This is a genomic window from Pseudomonas sp. Au-Pse12 (genome assembly GCF_021341665.1).
GTDB lineage: Bacteria > Pseudomonadota > Gammaproteobacteria > Pseudomonadales > Pseudomonadaceae > Aquipseudomonas.
In genome coordinates, this window is sequence record NZ_JAJTTH010000001.1 from 151189 (window position 1) to 171074 (window position 19886).

Below are 19886 nucleotides of genomic sequence, written 5' to 3' on the forward strand. Positions count from 1 at the left end.
ACATGGGCGGCAGGTTGCGGCGAAGTCAAAGTGCTGTCGGTTTCTGTTGGGGGCGGCCGTTGTTTGGATAAGCTTGAGTTTGGCCTGAAGGCTAAGGAGGTTGCTTTAGAGAGTATGTGAATGTTTTGGTTTTTGTGTTGTGGTTTGAGAAATTAAGGGGTTTAAATAAAAAAGGATTATAAAGATGAGTAAGCAATTTTCTGTGACTTATAAGGTGGCTGAAAGAGGGGCGGAATACGTCCATTCTCAAGATAAAGGGAAGTACCAAGCGGGAGACGTTCAACCCTCGGTTGCCGGGCATATGTGGTATGTCTTGAGCGATGGTGAAGTCTCTTCGAGTTATGGGTTTGAGTCCAAAACTGGTTGGGTGAGAGATGATGGACATAAGTCTTTGGTAGATGATGTTGGTTTTAAAGAAACATCCTATGAAGTCACGATTCAATTGACTAAAGATCAGTTCCATAGATTAAGTGAGTTTTCCAGTAAGCCAGATGCTCATGGATTTAATACATCTATATACAACGCCTTCACCCACAGTTGCGTCGACTTCGCCTACGCCTCGCTTGAAGTCATTGGCTTTAACAACCAAGGAAAAGAGGGGAATCTGGTTCCGCGGCACAATATCGAGTCGCTGAATCAATTGCTGTTTAAACACGGCGCCAACATCATTCGCAACGATCTGACCCGTCACAAGGATTACTACGACGCCAAAGACGCTCGCCAATGCATCTGGCTTGAAGGCGCCTATCCTTTGCAATCGCCAGTCGAACCGTCAGAGGGTGCTTCCACTTCTAACTTGATCAACATCGACATCAATACTTCTCCCCAGCCACAGCAGCAGATCCACGGTGAAAGCAAGGCCCAGCAGGACGTGGCCAATGGCTATATCCAGCACTCGGCGACGCACAATATCTTTGCCTTGGGTGGCATTCTCAGCAAAACCGATTTCGCGTCCACCCAGATGGCTAGTCTGGCCGCTGGGGGGATCCGTCCGGGAGCCATGCAATTGGACCCGAACGCTCGGCCGAATGCTTATCTTTCGCAGTTCTACGAGGCGCCAGACAGCAGTAAGCCGGATTTCAGTCTGCGCAACGCGGTGACCCTGAACGGTCTGTCCGCCATGACCACTTTCAATACCTATGTCGACCCGCTGCTGCTGGATCTGACGGGGCAGGGCGTGGGCATGACCGACCTGCAGGATGGGGTGCTGTTCGACACGGATCACAGTGGCACCCTCAAGCGCACCGGGTGGGCCGACCGTTCCACTGGCATTCTGGTGATCGATGATGGCAGCGGCCAGATCAAGGACGTCAGCCAGATGTTCTCCGAGTACTACGGCGGTCGTCAGGGCGTGGGCGGCGCGGCCGGGGAAGTGCGGTTCAAGGACAGCTTCGCCGCCTTGGCCAGTGAAGACGCCGATGGCAATGGCGTGATCGATCAGCGCGACAGTATCTGGAGCCAACTGCGGGTCTGGGTCGATGGCGATCATGATGGGCAAAGCACCGCAGGGGAGTTGAAGACCCTGGCCGAGCTGGGCGTCACCCAGATCAACTTGCGCACCGAGAGTACCGACGGTGAGGTGCGTAACGGCAGTAAGGTCCTGGCCCGGGGTTCCTTCATCATCAATGGCATGACTCGCGAAGCACTTGCCGTGGATTTTATCGGCGACTCGGTGAGCAGCACTCTGGTGAACCAAGGCAAGGGCACTCAGGTCACCTCGACTTTCGACGGCATCACGACCACCGCTTATGCCAGCCACAGCAGTGTCGGGCAAACCCTGGACGCCACCGCGCTGGGCGTGACAAACCTCTATGGCGGCAGCGGTGATGACATCCTGGTCGCGGCGCCCACCGGCAGTTGGCTGGTGGGTGGCGGTGGCAGCAATACCTATCGGGGTTCGGCGGGCGATGATGTGTTTGTCATCAGTGCCTCGGATGATGTGCGCAACATCCACGGCAATGGCGGGCGTGACACGGCGATCGTCGTGGGCGCGCAGGGCGTGGTGCTGAACATGGCCCAGGCCGGCCTGACCATTGCCCAGGGCGGTGCGGGCAATGACCTGCTGGTCAGCGGCGGCGCTTCCAGTGCCTTTATCAAGGGCGGTTCCGGCGATTCGACCCTGATTGGCGGCGCCGGCAATGATGTGCTGGTCGGCGGCAGCGGGCGCAACACCATCATCGGTGGCACCGGCAAGGCAGTGATCTATGCCGGACCGCAAGGCGATACGATTCATGCCTCCGAAGGCGGCAGCCTGATTTATGCCGGTGGCGGTGCTGATCGCATCTATGGCGGCGACGGTGACGATGTGATTGAAGTGGGGAATGGCAATGCGCAGATCGATGGCGGCGGAGGCATCAATCTGGTGACGTTGCACGGTACTCACGGCGACTATCTGATCACTCGCACCGGCGATGGCTATCAGGTTGCCGACAAGGTTGCCGGGCGCGATGGCACGGTGACCTTGAAAAACATTCAGAAACTCAATTTTTCCGATATTTCGGCCGTCGACTTGCAGACCCCGAACGCCATGCCCGTGGCCGATACACTGACCCACAACCTACAGGGTCAAGTTTTTGATCGTACTCAGCCGCATCTGATCGCTGCCGCAAGCTTGCTGGCCAACGATCAGGTGCTCAATAGTCAGGGCGCGTTGCGCATCGCTCAGGTTGGCGATGCCATTGGTGGCACGGTCAGCCTGACGGCTCAGGGGGATGTGCTGTTCACTCCCGACCGGCATTACAGTGGCTTGCTTAGTTTCAAGTACGGTGTGGTGGATGCAGCAGGCAACGCTTCGGCACTGGTGGTCGACCTCAACAGCGGAGAGTCCGCGCCGATGAGGGCCACGGTCACCTTACTGACGCCAGAAGTGCCGCTTGATCCTTTGGCGGCGCAACAGTGGTACTTGAGTGACAGCTATATTCTGCCGGTGTGGAAGGACTACACCGGAAAGGGTGTGCGAATCGGCCAGTTTGAACCGGGTGGTCAGTTTTCTACTGCGCCGGAAATCTTCGATATCGCCCATTCCGATCTGGCATCGAACGTGGATCGGGCCTGGCTGCAGACGCAGCGGGACAATGGCACGCTGCCGGGGTTGGTGTCCAACCACGCGACGATGGTGGCTGGGGTGATGGTGGCTGCTAACAATGGCAGTGGTGCGGTTGGTGTTGCCTACGATGCGACGCTTGGTGGTCACTACCTGGCCAACGATGGTGCTGACTTGAGTGGTTTGGGCAACATGGTCAACTACGACGTTGCCAACAACAGTTGGGGGTTCGAGCACGACTTTGTCTTGAGCAACCTGCAACAGGGACAGATCAATACGGCTTCCGCATTGCTGCTCAACGCTCAATATGCAGCTCACAACGGCCGTGGCGGATTGGGTACGGTGATCGTCGCTGCGGGTGGCAACAGTCGCGCCAATGGCGGGAGTGCTCAGGGGTCGCTGACTAACAGCAACCGTTATTCGATCCAGGTGGGAGCGATCAATGCCCAGAGCGATCTGTCCACCCTGCAGATTGGTTTAGCGCCGTTCTCCAACCCCGGGGCGAGCTTGTTGGTATCGGCTCCCGGGAGCAACGTGGTGTCTACCAGCCACATGCTGAAAACTGAACGTGGTTCGACCTTCGGCAATGACTACACGAGCATGCAAGGCACCAGTTTTGCGGCGCCGATTGTTTCTGGAGTGGTGGCCCTGATGCTCCAGGCCAACCCCAACCTGGGATATCGCGATGTGCAGAAGATCCTCGCTCTGTCAGCCCGCGGTGTTATTGATCCTTCTACCCAGTGGCGTGATAACGGTGTCCGCAGCTGGAATGGCGGCGGTATGCACGCCAGCGACGACTATGGGTTTGGTCAGGTAGACGCACGAGCAGCGGTGCGCCTGGCCGAGTCCTGGATGAGTCGGAGCACAGGTGAAAACGAAGAGGTCCTGAGTGCGTCCAGTGGTGTACTGGGCAAGACACTGGAGGCGGGGAGGCAGCTTGAGTCTTCCATCACCATGAGCGCGGGCGTGAATGTCGAGCATGTCGAAGTCGATTTCGACGCCCAGGTCGGCCGCCTAGGCGATCTCAGTCTCAAGCTGATTTCACCGGATGGGACCCAGAGTATCCTGCTCGATAGGCCGGGGAAAACTCCCCAGGGATCTCCAGGGGCCAGTGCGAGCGATGCCGGCAGCACGCACTCAGGCAACTTCAAGTACACGTTCATGACCACCCACAGTTTCGGTGAGCGTTCATCAGGCAAATGGACCTTACAGGTCAGCGACGTCGTTTCTGGCCTGCCCGTGACCATCAATAGCTGGTCATTGCGTCTGTATGGCAGCAAGAGCAGTGCTGATGACATCTATTTCTATACCGATGAATACAGCAATGTTTCTGGAAAAGCTGATCGAGGGGTATTGGACGATGCGCTCAACGGCACAGTTGGCGGGCGAAATACCTTGAACGCCGCAGCAGTTTCGAAGGATACCTCGGTGAACCTGCTGACGGGCGTTGCCAGCATTGGCGGCACCGCATTGCAGGTCAGGAGTCCGTCGACCATTCACAACATTCTCACTGGCGATGGCGATGACACGCTGATTGCCGGCCCCGGCAATGCGCTGCTTGATGGCGGGCGTGGCAACAACCTGCTGGTGGGCGGTGCCGGTAAGGATGTGTTCGTAGTTCATCGTCGAGAGGCGGGTCGCGATGTCGTCAGCCACTTTGAGGCGCAGCGTGGCGAAGTGATCAATCTGGTGGGCTTTGTCGGCAAACAATTCAAGGACCTGATCTTGGTCCAGCAGGGCGCAGACGTAAGGGTCGAGTTGGGTAACGATCAGCGTATCGTGCTGAAGAATCAGAACTGCAACAGTCTGGGAGCGCAGCATTTCCAGTTCCAGGACACCTTTACCGCTCCGGCGGCCTACGTTGACAGTTACGCGTCACACGAGCCGATCCAGGAGAACCTGGGCACCGTGATCCTCAACGGTGGTGGCAACCAAGTCCGCCTGAGTAGCAATGCCCAGGGGCAAATGGTGTTTTCGTTGGGGGGCAAGGTCTATAGCCGCGACAGCGCCGCCTCGGATGTATTTATCGTGGCTGCTCAGCCTGGGGCCAAGAACTACGGGAACGCGCTGCGAGGCTTTCGGCACGGGATCGACAAGATCGATCTGCGCCAGATCGGTGTCAGTGACTACAGCCAGCTATCCATCACCAAGCAGCAGCGCGGGATGATCAATGGCATCGCGCAGATTCATGGGGTGAACCTTGCGATCAACCTCGCAGCGGCAACGCAACTGTCCATCAATCTGCTATATCTCGATGCTCTGGAGGTTGCACAAATCGGTGCCGGAGATTTTATCTTTGCCGAAAAAGGCGCCGTTGGTGACGCGGTGTTTGCCGCAGTAATCAGGCCCCAGGCCGAGACTCCAGTGCTGGTAACGCCGCAAGTTCTACCTCACAGCGTGGTGCCAACTATCGAGCCGATCATGGTGCCGGAAGTAACGATTCCTCTGAGCGAACACAAGACTACTGAGCAAATCCTTGCCGAGCGTGAGCAAAAGTCTGGGGAGTCACAGGCTCGTCCGCCCATCAGCGTGCCGGAAATGGGCGGAGCCAAGCCAGGCTTGATCGGGGAGGAAGAGGTAAGGTATCAGCCGGTTAAGCCCGTTCAGGTACAACCGATAGTCGTGCCTGATGCGCCGGTTGTTGAAATGACTCAGCCGGGGCTTGAGCCGCATGAGCGAGAAACACCTCCGGTTATTTCGTGGGAACCACTGCAGCCGGATCGTTGGTCGACAGAGCTGGACAGGCCCCAAACGCCGGCCTCGGGCGAGTGGGCTGCCGCTAATGACGATGTCATCGAAAGCCTGATCATCGACGACTTCGGCAGAATCGTGACCCTAGACGACAAGAGCCGCAAGATCGAGGTGGAGGCTTTCGCGGTCACGGTGATTGCCGGCAACGGTGATAACCACGTGACGGTCAATAGCTCCATGACGGACGTTGTTCTCGGCGATGGCAACAACCTGATCGCAGGCAAGGCTGACACCATCACATTGGGCCATGGCAATAACCGAATCACTGGCGAGCCCAGAACCATCCAGGCGGGGGACGGTAACAATCAGATCACCGGCGAATTCAGAAGCGTCAAGGTCGGGCACGGCGACAATTTGATTGCTAGCGAGGGCTACGCCAGTCGCGTCACTGCGGGTGATGGCAGTAACCAGATCACTGGCGAGTTTGCCGCCATTACTGCGGGCGATGGCAATAACCGCATCGCAGGTGAGATCGACAACATCACGCTGGGGCATGGCGATAACCTGATTGCCGGCAAAGGCTATGCCAGGGCTGTCACCGTGGGTGACGGCAACAACCAGATCACTAGCGAGGCCCGAACTATCAACGTGGGGCATGGCAATAATCGTATTACCCATATGGGGCGGTCAGGGCCAAAGATCACCTTGGGGGACGGCAACAATATAGTTTCGGTGAATGGCAGCATGGCTCAGGTGCAAGTGGGGCGAGGCGCTAACGATATCGAGTTCAACGGGCGGGTGGGGATGTTGCAGTTTACTCCCGACGTGACTCAAGACCGTTTGTGGTTCCAGCATCAGGGGCAACACTTGGGTATCTCGGTCATCGGCTCGTCACAACAGGTAACTCTGCGCAACTGGTACGCGGACACGCCGAGACGACCGACGAATATCGAGGCTGGTAATGGCCAGCGCCTGTTTGGTGACTATGTCGAGAATCTGGTCCAGGCCATGGCGGCCTTTGCACCGCCAGCGCCAGGAAGCACGACATTCGATACGGCTGTGCAGCAGGCCTTGCAACCGGTACTTGCCGCCAACTGGCACTGACACCAGGTTTTATCCTGAGCGGACCCGCGATCTTGATCGCGGGTTTTTTTTGCCTTGCCGGGCACTCGCCTGTCCGATCGGGGCCTTTGCTCGCCAGCCAGCTCCCATGGCTAACCCGGCCGCCAGAAATGGTTTTTCTGCACGGCGATGATTGACGCGGCAAGAGCGCATCCCTATTCTTTGTTGACCAACAAAGAATAGGGAGCAATTCGATGAAAACCCTCAAGGGCCCCAGCCTGCACCTGGCGCAATTCAGTGCCGACAACGCGCCATTCAACAGCCTGCCGGCGATGGCCCAATGGGCCGCCGACCTGGGTTTCAAGGCGCTGCAGATTCCCGCCTGGGATGCGCGTTTGTTCGATGTCGCCACGGCGGCCGAGAGCCAGGACTATTGCGATGAACTCAAGGGCCAACTGGCGCAGAAGGGCCTGCAGATCAGCGAGCTGACCAGCCATATCTTCGGCCAGCTGGTGGCGGTGCACCCGGCCTACGACGCGATGTGCGACAACTTCGCCCCCGAGGCGCTGCGGGGCAAGCCTCACGCCAGAACCGAATGGGCGATAGCGCAGATGAAGCTTGCGGCCAGGGCTTCGCGGCACCTGGGGCTGAGTGAGCTGGGCACCTTTTCCGGGTCCCTGGCCTGGCCCTACCTGTTTCCCTTTCCGCAGCGCCCCGAAGGCCTGATCGAGACGGCGTTCGAGGAACTGGCGCGCCGCTGGCGGCCGATCCTCGATGAGTGCGACGAGCAGGGGGTCAACCTGTGCTACGAAATCCACCCCAGCGAGGACCTGCACGACGGCACCAGTTTCGAGCGCTTCTATGAATTGGTGGACCGTCACCCACGCTGCAACATCCTCTTCGACCCCAGCCATTTCGTGCTGCAACAGCTCGACTACCTGAGCTACCTGGACATCTACCACGAGCGCATCCGCATGTTTCACGTCAAGGATGCCGAGTTCAATCCCACGGGGCGCCAGGGCATCTACGGCGGCTACAGCTCCTGGGTCGAGCGCGCCGGGCGCTTCCGTTCCCTGGGCGACGGCCAGGTGGATTTCAAGGGGATCTTTTCCAAGCTGGCGCAATACGACTACCCGGGCTGGGCGACCCTGGAATGGGAGTGCTGCCTCAAGGACCAGGAAGACGGCGCCCGGGAAGGCGTGGCGTTCATCAACCGCCACATGATCCAGGTCACCGAGCGGATCTTCGACGACTTCGCCGGTGCACAGATCGACCGCCAACAGATCAACACCATGCTCGGCATGGCCTGAACCCCTCATCGAGAACACCCCATGAATGCTTTGACTGACAACACCCAGGCCGACACCGACGGCCTGACCCATCGCTATGTGCGCATCGATGGTCAGCGCGTCCACTGCGTCAGCGCCGGCAGTGGCCGCTCAGTGCTGCTGATTCCCGGCTGGCCGCAGACCTGGTACGCCTGGCGCGGGGTGATCCGGGCCCTGGCGGCCCAGGGCTTCCAGGCGATCGCCGTGGACCCGCCGGGCAGCGGCCAGTCCGACCGCCCGGAGCAGGGCTACGACACCGGTCATGTGGCCGAGGTGCTGCACCAGGTGATGCTGCAACTGGGCTTTGCCCGTTACAGCGTGGTCGGCCATGACGTCGGCATGTGGATCGCCTACGCCCTGGCCAGCGACCGGCCGCAGGCGGTGGAGCGCCTGGCGCTGACCGAGGCGGTGATCCCTGGTCTGGCGGAGGCGCCGCCGATTTTCGTGGCGCCGGAGCAGAACATCTTCCTCTGGCACTTCATGTTCAACCAGTTGCGGGACTTGCCCGAAGCGCTGATCGCCGGGCGCGAACGGGCCTACCTGAGCTACATCTTCGACCACTGGTCCCATCGCCGCGAAGCGGTGGCCGCCGAGGTCTACATCGACGCCTATGCGGCGCCGGGCGGGCTGCGGGCGGGCTTCGCCTACTACCGGGCGATTCCCGAGACGGTGCGCCAGAACCGCCTGCGGGCCCAGCGGCCACTGGCGATGCCGGTGCTGGCGATCGGCGCCGAACACGCCACCAACGATGCGCCGCTGCTGACCCTGCAAGGCCATGCCAGCGACCTGCGCGGCGCCATAGTGCCGGACTGCGGGCACTTCATCATGGAAGAGGCGCCTGAGGAGTTTCTCGCGCTGTTGCTGCCGTTTCTGCAGGAGGGCCGTGACTGAGGCACGGCGCAGGCCAGGCCGCGGGCACGGAAAATGGCCGCGGCCGGCACAAATCTAATATCATTTCGTCCCGGCGCGCTGCGCCAACCGGCTGTTCGGCCTGCGCCGAACGCCTTCCTTGTCCAGACGAGATACCCGACCCCCATGGCTGGAAGACCCCGCGAATTCGACCGCCACCAGGCGCTGCGCCAGGCGCTCGAACTGTTCTGGCGCCGTGGTTTCGAAACCACCTCCATGGCCGACCTGGTGGTGGCCCTGGGCATTGCTTCGGCACGCATCTATGCCGCCTTCGGTTCCAAGGAGGCGCTGTTTCGCGAGGCCATCGAGCTGTACGAAAGCCAGGAAGGCGGCTTCGCCGACCTGGCCCTGCAGGAACCCAACGCCTACCTCGCCATCGAGCGCATGCTGCAGGACGCGGTGGCGCTCTACACCCGGCTGGGCGGTCCCCACGGCTGCATGGTGGTGGCCTCCGCGGTGAACTGCTCAAGCGACAACGACAGCGTGCGCGAATGGCTGGCCGAGCATCGCCGGGCGCGCACCGCGAGCATCATCCAGCGCCTGGAAGCGGCGGTGCAGGCGGGTGAATTGCCCCGCCACGCCGATGCAACTTCCTTGGGGGATTATTACTCTACGGTGCTCCACGGGCTCTCGGTGCAGGCCCGCGACGGGGTCAGCGCGGCGCGCTTGCTGCAGGGCGTGGCGCTGGCCATGCAGGTCTTTCCGGGCGGCGTCCAAGGGCGCTGAGGCGGCGCCCGGCAGTGGTCCGGGCAACTGGCTGGGTTCCGCAACCCGGGGGCCTGGAAGGCTGGCCCGGGTTGTGCATTTTTTATCGGGTCCTGGACCTGTTCCATCATCGAAAGAGTACGACGCCCCCCCATGAGTGATTCCGCGGCGACACCTCAAGGCAACTGGCAGCCGGTCATCGCACTGGCGCTGGCGGCCTTTGTCTTCAACACCACCGAGTTCGTGCCGGTGGGCCTGCTCAGCGCCATTGGCGCCAGCTTCGACCTGCCCACCGAGCGGGTCGGGCTGATGCTGACCATCTACGCCTGGATCGTCTCCCTGACCTCGCTGCCGGTGATGCTGCTGACCCGCAACGTCGAGCGGCGCACGTTGCTCACGGTGCTGTTCGGGCTATTCATCGTCAGCCATGTGTTCTCCAGCCTGGCCAGCAACTTCGGCCTGCTGATGCTCAGTCGCATCGGCGTGGCCCTGGCCCATGCCCTGTTCTGGTCCATCACCGCATCGCTGGCGGTGCGCCTGGCGCCTGCGGGCAAGCAGGTGCAGGCCCTGGGCCTGCTGGCCACCGGCACCTCGCTGGCCATGGTCCTGGGCATTCCCCTGGGGCGCTTGCTGGGCGAAGCCCTGGGCTGGCGCACCACCTTTGGCGTGATCGCGGCCATGGCCGGCTTGCTGGTGCTGTGGCTGATGCGCACCTTGCCGCTGCTGCCCAGCCAGAATTCCGGTTCCCTGCGCAGCCTGCCGCTGCTGTTCAAGCGCCCGGCGCTGGTGGCGATCTACGTGCTGACGGCGCTGGTGGTGACGGCGCAGTTCACCGCCTACAGCTACATCGAGCCCTTTATCAAGGTGGCGGCGGGCCTGGGCGGCGAGGTGGTGACCCTGGTGCTGCTGGTGTTCGGCGGCGCCGGCATCATCGGCTCGCTGCTGTTCAGCGTCCTGCACCGCCACAGCCCGCAGGGCTTCTTGCTGACCGCGGTGCTGTTGCTGGCGCTGTGCCTGAGCCTGCTGTTGCCGCTCAATGGCCACGTCTGGTCGCTGGTGGCGCTGAGCGTGGTCTGGGGCATGGCGATCATGGGCTTTGGCCTGGCCCTGCAATCCAAGGTGCTGGTGCTGGCGCCGGATGCCACCGACGTGGCGATGGCGATGTTCTCCGGGATCTACAACATCGGCATCGGCGGTGGCGCGCTGCTGGGCAGTTGGGTCGGCGGGCAGTTGGGGTTTGCCTATGTCGGCCTGGCGGGCGGCGCCTTGGCGAGCCTGGCCTTGCTGCTGTACAGCCTGGCCCTGCGGCGCATGGCCCGTCCCAGCGTGTAGCCGCTGCCGCAGGCTGCGAACGGCTCCGTAGGAGACGCGGCAGCCTTGAAGGCGCCGGAGGTTCGGCGGTCGATCGCCAGGCAAGGTCCTGCGGACCTTCGCGCAGCCTCGCCAGAGGCTCGGCAGCGGCTACAGTGCGCAGGGTTTCGGGAACGCGCGTCGTCCGCCTGCCAGGGTTAGCGGCGTTGGGCGTCGGGCCAGCAGGCCACCAGCACCAGCAGCAGCGCCGCCAGCAGGTAGGGCAGGCGCGGTTCCAGCCCGTAGATCAGGGTCCCGGCCAGGGGCCCGACCACCACCCCCAGGCCCTGGGCCGCGCCGACGGAACCGGCGGTGGCGCCTTGTTCGGCGGTGTCCACCGCGTTGCTGGCCAGGGCGGCGAACGAGGGGAAGATCCAGCCCATGCCGGCGGCCGAAACGAAAAACCCCAGCCACAGCACCCAGGCGTGGGCCGCGACAATGCTCGCGGCAAAGCCCAGCGCCGCGACCAGGGCGCCGATGCGGATCATCCGCAGCGGCGGCCATTCCAGTTGGCGCACCAGCAGTTGCGAGGCGATCAGCGCCACCCCGACCAGGGTCAGGGCGATGCCGGCGGTCTGCGCCGCGTGCGCCGGGTCCATGCCCAGGCGGTCGAGGGCGAAGAAGCCGACGGTGATCTGCGCCATGGCCACGCACAGCATGGCGACGAACGCCACCACCAGCGGCCGGCGCAGGCGCGGGTCGTCCAGGCTCACCGATTTGGGCGGCTGCTTGAGGTGCAACTCCTGGCGCGGCAGCCGTGCCTTGAGGAAGGCGAAGCCCAGCAGCGGCAGCACGGCCATCACGTAGAACGGCAGGCTCAGGCTGTGGCGCGCCAGCAGCGCGGCAATCGCCGGGCCCAGCACCAGGGCGCAGGCGTTGGCCGCCCCCAGGGACGCCATGGCCCGGGCCCGGTGCTCGGGCTCGATGTTGTCGGCGATCAGCGCGTAGCCGCCCACCGGGATCGCGGCATAGAACACCCCGATCAGGCCCCGTCCCAGCAGCAGCCCGGCAAACGCCAGCAGCGCCGAGGGCAGGGCGTGCAGCGCCACGTCGATGAACAGGCTGAGGGCGGCAAAGGCCAGAGTGAAGCCACCGGTGCCCAGCAGCAGGATGCGCCGCCGGCCGAGGCGGTCGCTGGCTCGGCCCCAGGGCCGGGCCAGGAGCATCCAGATCACCCCGGAAACGGTCACCGCCATGCCCGCCTGCCAGGTGGCCAGGCCGAGAATCCGGGCGATCGGACCGATCAGCGAGACAAAGGCCATCATCGCCATGGTGCAGGCCAGGTTGGCCACCAGCAGGGGCCGCAGGTCGAAGGCGGGCGTGGCGTGGGGCGTTGACAGGGTGTCGAGGGGCAGCGGTTGTGTGTCGCTCATGAGTTATCCCTGGGCTGAGTGAAAGGGCAGGCGGCCGTCGACCATCACCAGCGGTCGACCGCGCACCTGTTCCAGGCGGCCGTCGACGCCATAGACGTCGCGCAGTAGCGGTTGGTTGATGACCTCCAGGGCCGGGCCGGCGGCGGCCACGGCGCCGTTGTGCAGCACCACCACCTGCTGGCTGAAGCCCAGGGCCAGGTTGATGTCGTGGACCACCACCAGGGTGATCAACTGGCGCTCGCGGGTGGCCCGGGTGATGGCGTCCACCACCTGGCACTGGTGGTACAGGTCCAGGGCGCTGGTGGGTTCGTCCAGCAACAGCACCCGCGGCTGGCGCACCAGGGCCTGGGCCAGCCCCACCAGCTGGCGCTGGCCGCCGGACAGGGCGTCGATCGGGCGGTCGGCCAGGGCGGTCAGGTCCAGGTCCTGCAGCACCTGTTCGACCCCATGCAGCACCGCCGCACTGGGCCGGCCAGGGGCGAAGCCGGCACCGCGATGCCCGGCCATGGCGGCGCTGAGCACCGCTTCGAAGGCGCACAGGCGGGTGCGTTCCGGCAGGCTCTGGGGCAGGTAGACGATGTGCTGCGCGCGTTCCACCTGGGGCAGGCGGTTCAGGTCGACGCCATCGAGCAGCACCTGCCCGGTGGTTTTCTGCAACCCGGCGATGCCCCGCAGCAGCGTCGACTTGCCCGCCGCGTTGGGGCCGATCAGCGCGGTCACGCTGCCGCTGGCCAAGCTCGGCAAGGCGACGTCACGCAGCACCTGGCGGCTGCCGTAATGCATGTTCAGGCCAGCGGTGCACAGCCCGGACGTGGAACAGGCGGTAAGGCTCACAGGACACCTCGACGGTTGCGCATGACAATGGCCATGAAAAAGGGAATGCCCACCAGGGCGGTGACGATGCCCACCGGCACCAGCACCCCGGGAATCAGCGTCTTGCTGGCGATGGAGGCCATGGACAGGATCAGCCCGCCGCTGAGCACGCTGGCCGGCAGGAACAGCCGGTGGTCCTCGCCCACCAGCAGGCGGGCGATGTGCGGGGCGATCAGGCCGATAAAGCCGATGGTGCCGACAAAGGACACCGCCAGCGCCGACAGCAGGCTGATGCGCAGCAGCGCCAGCAGGCGCAGGCGGCCGACGTCGATGCCGAAGCTGCGGGCGCGTTCCTCGCCCAGGGTCAGGGCGGTCAGGGCCCAGCTCTGGCGCAGGGAAAACGGCAGGCACAGCGCCAGGGCCAGGGCCAGCAGCGCGAGCTTTTCCCAGGAAGCGCGGGCCAGGCTGCCCAGGGTCCAGAACACCAGTTGCTGCAGGCTGTCCTGGGTGGCGACGAACTGCAGCAGGGCCACCAGGGCATTGAAGGCGAACACCAACGCGATACCGAACAGCACCAGGCTCTCGACGCCGAAGCCGCGCCAGCGCGCCAGCAGGTACAGCAAGGCCACCGAGGCCAGGGCGAACAGAAAGGCGTTGGCCGAAATCAGGTACTGCGCCGGCACCCCGGGAATGCCCAGGCCCAGGACAATCGCCAGCGCCGCGCCGAAGGCCGCGGCGGCGGACACGCCAAGGGTGAAGGGGCTGGCCAGCGGGTTGTCGAGCACGGTCTGCATCTCGGCCCCGGCCAGGGCCAGGGCCGCGCCCACCAGCACCGCCATCAGCGCGTAGGGCAGGCGCACGTTCCACACGATCACCGCCTCGACCCGGGGCATCGAACCCGGGTCCCAGAGCACCTGCAGCAGGCGCGAAAGGCTCATGCCCGAAGGTCCGGTCGTAATGTCCAGGGCCAGGGACAGCAGCAAGGCCAGGGCCAGCCCGGACAACAGCAGCACCCGGCGGCCATGGCGTTTGCGGTAATGCCCGCTGGCGATGCTGTCCTGCACCTCGGTGGCGGCCCGGGTCATGGTTGCAGGCTCGTGGCGAACACGCCGCTGGCGGGAATCGGCATGAAGCGCTGGTACAGCTCGCGGCGGGTCTGGTCCGGGTCCAGGTCCTTGAACAGTTCCGGGTGCAGCCACTTGGCCAGGGCCTGGATCGCGATCAGGTGCTCCGGCGAGTCATAGAAGATGTGCCACAGGCCATGCACATGGCCCTGGCGCACCGCCCGCAGCTCGTTCAGCGGCGGGCGCTGGGCGGCCTGGCGCAGGCTGTCCCGGGCCTGCTGCAAGGTCGCCGAATAGCCCAGGGTCACGCCGCCCTGGCCGGCGGCGAAGACCCCGGTGGCGACGTACACGTCCGGGTCGCTGGAAAGGATGTATTCCACGTTGAGCACCCCAATGGGTCCGGGGATACGCCCGTCGGCGATGTTGCGCCCGCCGACCAGCTTGATCATCTCGCCGAAATTGCCGGTGCCCGGCGAGCCGCAGCAATCCTGCAGCCCGGCGAGCATGTCGATGAAAATCGTCGGCTGCTTGAGCGGCGCCGCCTTGGCCAGGGGCTCGGTGACCCGGGCCAGGGCCTGTTGATAGAACGCGATGAAGGCCTCGGCCTGCTGCTCGCGGCCCAGGGCCTGGCCCAGCAGGCGTATGCTGGGCACGGTGTTGCTCAGCGGGTGGTCGCTGAAGTCGACGAAGATCACCGCCACCCCGGCGGCTTCCAGCTGCTTCACCGCCTCGCTGTCGGGGCTCGGCCCGTGGCCGCCGCTCAGGGCCATGATCGCCAGGTCCGGGTGCACCGCCAGGGCCTTTTCGACGCTGAAGGTCTCGGCGGACGTGCCGCCCACCAGCGGCACTTTTTCGGCCTGGGGGAAGGCCTGGTGATAGGCCTCGTAGCCCTGCACGTCGAGGCCGCGAAAGTCCCCCTGCCAACCGGCGAGACGGGCGAAGGGGTTCTGGCCTTCGAGCAGCGACAGCGAGTAGATCATCCGCCCTTCACCCAGGAGGATGTGCTCGACCTTCTCTGGCACCTGGACCTGGCGCCCGGCCAGGTCGGTGAGGGTCGCGGCGCTGGCCGTGGTCGCCCACAAAAGGCCCAGGGGCAGCAGGCCGAGCAGCAGCCCGTGGCGGGCGCGGCGCAAGAAATCACGGTGTGTCATGTAAGGTTTCCTTGAACGATTGAACGGCCCGGCGGGCGACGCGCTTGCGCCACCACAGCAGCAGGCCGGTGATGTACAGCAGGGGTAACGAAAGGCCGCAGGCAAACGCCAGCCAGGCGCCGGGAGCCCCCAGCAGCAGGTGCCCGTGGGCGGCGGAGAACAGCGGCTTGAGCGCCATGGGCTGGGCGCCGGGCCAGGTGAACAGGTCGGGGCGCGCCAGCCAGGCGCCGCTGCCGGCGATCAGCAGCAGCGGCAGGCACAGCCACGCGGCGGCCAGGTTGTGCCATTCGCGCAGGCGTCGGCTGCCCCGGCTGCCGGGGCGCAGGCTGGCGGCTTTCCACCAGTTGCGCCGGCCCGGCCACCACAGGTACAGGCCGCTGCCCAGCGAGCCCAGCAGCACCAGGCCACACAGCAGCACCAGGTTCGCACCCAACGCCTGCGGCAACAGCAGGCCGCGGTGCAGCGCCACCAGCTTGGCCAGCCACAGGTCTTCGAAGACGAAGAAGCCGCGGGGCTCGCCGTTGTAGGGATCGATCATGGCGATGCCGGTGCCGGGGCGCTCCTTGAGGGCACCGAAGACGATCACGTTGTCCGATTCGAGAAAGCCCTGGCGCGGTGGCGCCGCGCCGAAGACTTTCTGCAACTGCGGGTAGGCGCTGCTGGCGGCGCTGATCCAGGCGCTCTGCTCAAGAGCGGCGCCGTGTTCGCCAGGGGCCAGTTGCAGCATCGGCGCCCCGACTTCCCAGCGCAGGATCGGCCCCTTGAGCTCCAGCAGCGAACCACTGAGGCCCAGCAGCGCCAGGAACAGGCCCAGGCTCAGGGCCAGCCAGCGATGCAGGCCGAGCCAGATGTCACGCAGGCGCAGCACGGCGGCTTACCAGCGGTAGCGCAGGCTGGCGATGACGCTGCGGTCATAGCCGGCGCTGCAGCTGGTCAACGAGCAGCCTTCGTAATAGCGCTTGTCGGTGAGGTTGGTAGCATTCACCGCCAGGCGCAGACCCTTGGCCGCCGGGATCAGCTTGTCAAAGTCGTAGTGCACCGCCGCGTCCAGCAGGGTGTAGGAGGGCACGCTGACGGTGTTGGCGGCATCGGCCTCGGTGGAGCCGATGTAGCGCACCCCGGCGCCGAAACCGAGGCCGCTCAGGGGGCCTTCGGGCAGGGTGTAGTCGGCCCACAGCGAGGCCATCTTTTCCGGGGTGTCGGTGGGGCGCTGGCCTTTCTCCAGCGGGTTGTTGCTCTTGCTCACCTCGGCGTCGTTGTAGGTCAGCGCCGCCAGCAGGTCCAGGCCACGGGCCAGGCTGGCCTTGCCTTCGAGTTCAATGCCGCGCACGTTGATTTCGCCGGTCTGGAGCTTGTTCAGGCGTTGGGCCGGGTCGGTGGTCAGGACGTTTTCCTGGGTCAGGTCGAACAGCGACAGGGTGATGTAGCTGTCGATGCCCGGTGGCTGGTACTTGACCCCCACTTCCGACTGCTTGGCGCTGGTGGGCTTGTACGGCGTGCCGTAGAAGTTGGTGCCCAGCACCGGGTCGAACGAGGTGGAGTAGCTGATGTAGGGCGCCAGGCCGTTGTCCGCCAGGTACACCAGGCCGGTGCGGTAGGTGAACTTCTCGTCGTTCTGCTTGCTGCCGCTGTCGTTCATGCGGTTGTCGGTACGGGCGCTGGAGCGGTCCTGGCGTCCGCCGACGGTGAGCACCCAGTGCTCGTCGAAGGTGAACTGCTGCTGGGCATAGACCCCGACCTGATCGGCGCGCTGCACGGTGTTGGTGAACGGCGTGCTGGGGTCGAACACGCCGCCATGCACCGGGTTGTAGATGTCGATGGGCGAAGCGCTGCCGCCGCGCAGGTAGTAGTCCTCGCGGGTGCGCCGGTAGTCGACCCCCAGCAGCGACAGCATCTGCGTGCTGCCCAGGTTCCAGCGGGCCTGGGCGTTGTTGTCCAGGGAGTAGGTGTCGCCGACGATGCGAAAGCGATAGGCGTCGCGCTTCAGGGTGCGCAGGTCCGACTCCAGCGACATGCCGCTGGCGGTGTTGGTCAGCAGGTTGACGTGGCCGTAGCGGGCGCTGGAGTTGAGGCTCCAGACGTCATTCAGGCGGTGCTCCAGCAGGTAGCCCAGGGAATACTGGGTGCGGTCGTTGTCCAGCCCCGGTTCATCGAGGAAGACGTTGTGCTTGACCTTGCCATTGGGGTTGCCGAGCAGGGTGCCGCGGGCCGGCAGGAACACCCTGGGGGCGCCGAACGCATCCTGGGTGTAGTCGGCCAGCAGGGTCAGGCGGGTGTCGTCGTTGGGCTTCCAGGTGAAGGAGGGCGCGAAGTACTGCTTGTCGTCCTTGATGTGATCGAACTGGGTACCGCTGTCGCGTTCCAGCCCCACCAGGCGGTAGAGGAACTGCCCCTCATCGTCCAGCGGGCCGCTGAAGTCGAACTGGCCCTGGGCCCGGTCGAAACTGCCGCCCTGGATCTGCACTTCATGGAAGGGCTGTTCCAGCGGGCGCTTGCTGATCTGGTTGACCACGCCCCCCGGCGAGTTCTGGCCGAACAGCACCGAGGCCGGGCCCTTGAGCACGTCGATGCGCTCCAGCCCATAGGCTTCGACCTTGGGCCAGGCCTGGGCGGTGTTGCCCTTGAGGCCGTCGCGCAGCATGCCGGTGGTGACGTCGAAACCACGGATCGAGATCGTGTCGAAACGCTGGCTGGCGGCGGTGGTGTTGGCCTGCACCCCGGCGGTGTAGCGCAGCGCCTCGTTCACCGACTGCACTTGCTGGGCGTCCATCTGATCGCGGGTGACCACGGAAATCGACTGCGGAATTTCACTCAGCGAGGCGTCGGTCTTGGTCCCGCTGAGGCTGCGCTTGGCCACGTAGCCGCTTTGCTGGCCGGTGGGGGAGTCGACCTGGGTGGCGCTGATCACGCTGGTGTCCAGGGTCAGCGCCGGGTCCTTGTCGGCCTCGCCAGTGGCGGCCTGGGCGGCGCCGGCCTGAGTCAGCGACAGGCCCAGGGCCAGGCCGTGGATCAGGTACGCCAGCGGGCTGCGGCGCAAGGCCGGACGCGAGACCAGGCCATTGACCGGCCAACCTGAGGTGTTTCGGTGCGCAACGCGGCTACCCATGCTTCACTCCGTGATGGGGATTAAATGAGAATGTAAACGTATCTCATTTGTGAGCATGGGTTGCGGGCTAATACTTTGGCTTGAGCGACCATTTCTTTCGTTTGCGGTACCGCGCGGGGAGGGGGCCAGGGCAACCGGCACAAGGTTCGAGGCCGACAGGCCGCGGCCTTCTGCAACACCAGCGATTCAACCCTGCGGCGCTTCAACGCAACGACTTGGGCGACACCCCGAAGCGCTTGCGAAAGGCCGTGGAGAAATGCGCCGGGCTGTAGCCGACCCGGTAGGCCGCGCTGGAGACATTGGTCTCGCCGCTGGCCAGCAGGCGATAGGCTTCGCCCAGGCGCTGCTCCTGCAGGTAGGCATAGACGCTGGTGCCGAACACCTGGCGGAAACCGGCGGTGAGCTTGCGCGGGTTGAGGCCGACCTGGCGCGACAGCTCCGACAGCGAAGGCGAATCCTGCAAGGAACTGAGCAGCAGGTCACGGGCGGCATGGATGCGTTCGATGTCCGCCGAGCTGCACGGGCTGTCCTGCAGTGGCCTGGACTCGGCCTGGGCGAGGATGCCCTCGACCCCCAGGGCGGTCAGCTCCAGGGCCTTGCCGCCCAGGTAGAAGGAGCGGGTCGGGCCTTGCAGCGGGCAAGTGAAAATCTGCTGCGCCAGGGCCAGCAGCGGTTTGCTCGCCGGCTGGCAGAACAGCATGGGGCCGCCGCCGCGCTGATCGAGCAGGCGCTCGGGCTCCAGGCCGACATTGCGGATCGAGGGAAAATCCAGCTGCACCGTGGTGTAGCGCACCGGCACGCCGCTGGCGAACAGGTGGTCGCCGCAGTGTTCGCCCTGGTTGGCCACGGCGCACAGGGTGGGCCCGCGGATCTCCACTTCCGGCTGGCCCTCGACCCGGCAATTGAGCTGGCCACTGAGCACCAGGATGATTTTCAGACCTTGCCAGAGCGGCTCCTGCATCCACATCTGGCTGTCCATCAGCACGGTCCCGGTGGACAGGGTGATCTCCGGGACGACCGCGGCCGACCCGGCAGGCTGCGGGTTGGGAAAGTGCAGGGTGAAATCCCTTTTGACAGGCTGCGGCGCAGCGTTGGGGCTGAGCATGGCGAACTCCCTGTGGACCTGAAAAGAGGCCATACGCTAGCAGGAAAATGCTTTTCTGTAATTAAGAATGATTATCCTTTAGCTTCCGGGCCCCATCCCATCGGGCTTTGCGCGGGGCGCGCCGCGCAATCAAAAGAAAAAGCCGCGCAAACGAATGTCCTGCCGATTGCCGGGTCCGGCAAATTG

12 protein-coding genes are annotated in these 19886 nt (G+C 64.2%); 5 read left to right on the forward strand and 7 right to left on the reverse strand.

All coding sequences use genetic code 11. From position 1 onward, the window contains the following. Positions 1–184: 184 nt before the first annotated feature. The 5 genes from LXM55_RS00610 (at position 185) to LXM55_RS00630 (ending at position 11070) form a co-directional block, all read left to right on the forward strand. Positions 185–6838 (forward strand): S8 family serine peptidase, encoded by a 6654-nt coding sequence (locus LXM55_RS00610; RefSeq protein WP_233317626.1) that lies wholly within the window; start codon positions 185–187, stop codon positions 6836–6838. A gap of 212 nt (positions 6839–7050) precedes the next feature. Then, the gene (locus LXM55_RS00615; RefSeq protein WP_233317628.1) at positions 7051–8106 is read left to right on the forward strand and encodes a sugar phosphate isomerase/epimerase family protein; all 1056 of its coding nucleotides are present in this window, start codon (positions 7051–7053) and stop codon (positions 8104–8106) included. Positions 8107–8127: 21 nt separating this feature from the next. Continuing rightward, a complete protein-coding gene (locus tag LXM55_RS00620; protein ID WP_233317630.1) occupies positions 8128–9015 on the forward strand; it encodes an alpha/beta fold hydrolase in 888 nt (295 codons plus the stop codon). Positions 9016–9159: 144 nt separating this feature from the next. Next, on the forward strand, positions 9160–9759 hold the full coding sequence (locus tag LXM55_RS00625) for a TetR/AcrR family transcriptional regulator (RefSeq protein WP_233317632.1): 600 nt from the start codon (positions 9160–9162) through the stop codon (positions 9757–9759). Between the two features lie 132 nt (positions 9760–9891). Continuing rightward, positions 9892–11070 (forward strand): sugar transporter, encoded by a 1179-nt coding sequence (locus LXM55_RS00630; protein WP_233317634.1) that lies wholly within the window; start codon positions 9892–9894, stop codon positions 11068–11070. Between the two features lie 176 nt (positions 11071–11246). On the opposite strand, the gene LXM55_RS00635 is transcribed toward LXM55_RS00630, so the two are convergent. From LXM55_RS00635 to LXM55_RS00665, 7 genes are all read right to left on the reverse strand, one after another. Next, the gene (locus LXM55_RS00635) at positions 11247–12461 is read right to left on the reverse strand and encodes an MFS transporter (RefSeq protein ID WP_233317635.1); all 1215 of its coding nucleotides are present in this window, start codon (positions 12459–12461) and stop codon (positions 11247–11249) included. A gap of 3 nt (positions 12462–12464) precedes the next feature. Next, positions 12465–13244: an ABC transporter ATP-binding protein gene (locus LXM55_RS00640; protein ID WP_267924104.1), complete on the reverse strand. Its 780-nt coding sequence runs from the start codon at positions 13242–13244 to the stop codon at positions 12465–12467. A 47-nt stretch (positions 13245–13291) separates the two neighbouring features. Next, positions 13292–14359 carry a FecCD family ABC transporter permease gene (locus LXM55_RS00645; protein ID WP_233317639.1) on the reverse strand — a complete coding sequence of 356 codons (1068 nt, stop codon included), beginning with the start codon at positions 14357–14359 and terminating at the stop codon, positions 13292–13294. Beyond that, positions 14356–15489, reverse strand: a complete 1134-nt coding sequence (locus tag LXM55_RS00650; protein ID WP_233317640.1) for an ABC transporter substrate-binding protein — start codon at positions 15487–15489, stop codon at positions 14356–14358. Before LXM55_RS00650 ends, LXM55_RS00645 begins: the two co-directional genes overlap by 4 nt. Further along, positions 15476–16357, reverse strand: coding sequence for a PepSY domain-containing protein (locus LXM55_RS00655; protein ID WP_233317642.1), 882 nt, complete (start codon positions 16355–16357; stop codon positions 15476–15478). The genes LXM55_RS00650 and LXM55_RS00655 overlap by 14 nt, the downstream gene beginning before the upstream one ends. A gap of 6 nt (positions 16358–16363) precedes the next feature. Continuing rightward, positions 16364–18595, reverse strand: coding sequence for a TonB-dependent siderophore receptor (locus LXM55_RS00660; RefSeq protein WP_233317644.1), 2232 nt, complete (start codon positions 18593–18595; stop codon positions 16364–16366). Positions 18596–18797: 202 nt separating this feature from the next. After that, positions 18798–19700 (reverse strand): AraC family transcriptional regulator, encoded by a 903-nt coding sequence (locus tag LXM55_RS00665; protein WP_233317646.1) that lies wholly within the window; start codon positions 19698–19700, stop codon positions 18798–18800. Positions 19701–19886 lie beyond the last annotated feature (186 nt).

Bases quoted from the DNA above. Each gene is read 5' to 3' on its own strand.
- LXM55_RS00615 (WP_233317628.1), top strand. From the start codon at position 7,051: ATGAAAACCCTCAAGGGCCCCAGCCTGCACCTGGCGCAATTCAGTGCC.
- LXM55_RS00660 (WP_233317644.1), bottom strand. From the start codon at position 18,595: ATGGGTAGCCGCGTTGCGCACCGAAACACCTCAGGTTGGCCGGTCAAT.
- LXM55_RS00665 (WP_233317646.1), bottom strand. From the start codon at position 19,700: ATGCTCAGCCCCAACGCTGCGCCGCAGCCTGTCAAAAGGGATTTCACC.
- LXM55_RS00650 (WP_233317640.1), bottom strand. From the start codon at position 15,489: ATGACACACCGTGATTTCTTGCGCCGCGCCCGCCACGGGCTGCTGCTC.
- LXM55_RS00610 (WP_233317626.1), top strand. From the start codon at position 185: ATGAGTAAGCAATTTTCTGTGACTTATAAGGTGGCTGAAAGAGGGGCG.
- LXM55_RS00620 (WP_233317630.1), top strand. From the start codon at position 8,128: ATGAATGCTTTGACTGACAACACCCAGGCCGACACCGACGGCCTGACC.
- LXM55_RS00630 (WP_233317634.1), top strand. From the start codon at position 9,892: ATGAGTGATTCCGCGGCGACACCTCAAGGCAACTGGCAGCCGGTCATC.
- LXM55_RS00645 (WP_233317639.1), bottom strand. From the start codon at position 14,359: ATGACCCGGGCCGCCACCGAGGTGCAGGACAGCATCGCCAGCGGGCAT.
- LXM55_RS00640 (WP_267924104.1), bottom strand. From the start codon at position 13,244: ATGCATTACGGCAGCCGCCAGGTGCTGCGTGACGTCGCCTTGCCGAGC.
- LXM55_RS00625 (WP_233317632.1), top strand. From the start codon at position 9,160: ATGGCTGGAAGACCCCGCGAATTCGACCGCCACCAGGCGCTGCGCCAG.
- LXM55_RS00635 (WP_233317635.1), bottom strand. From the start codon at position 12,461: ATGAGCGACACACAACCGCTGCCCCTCGACACCCTGTCAACGCCCCAC.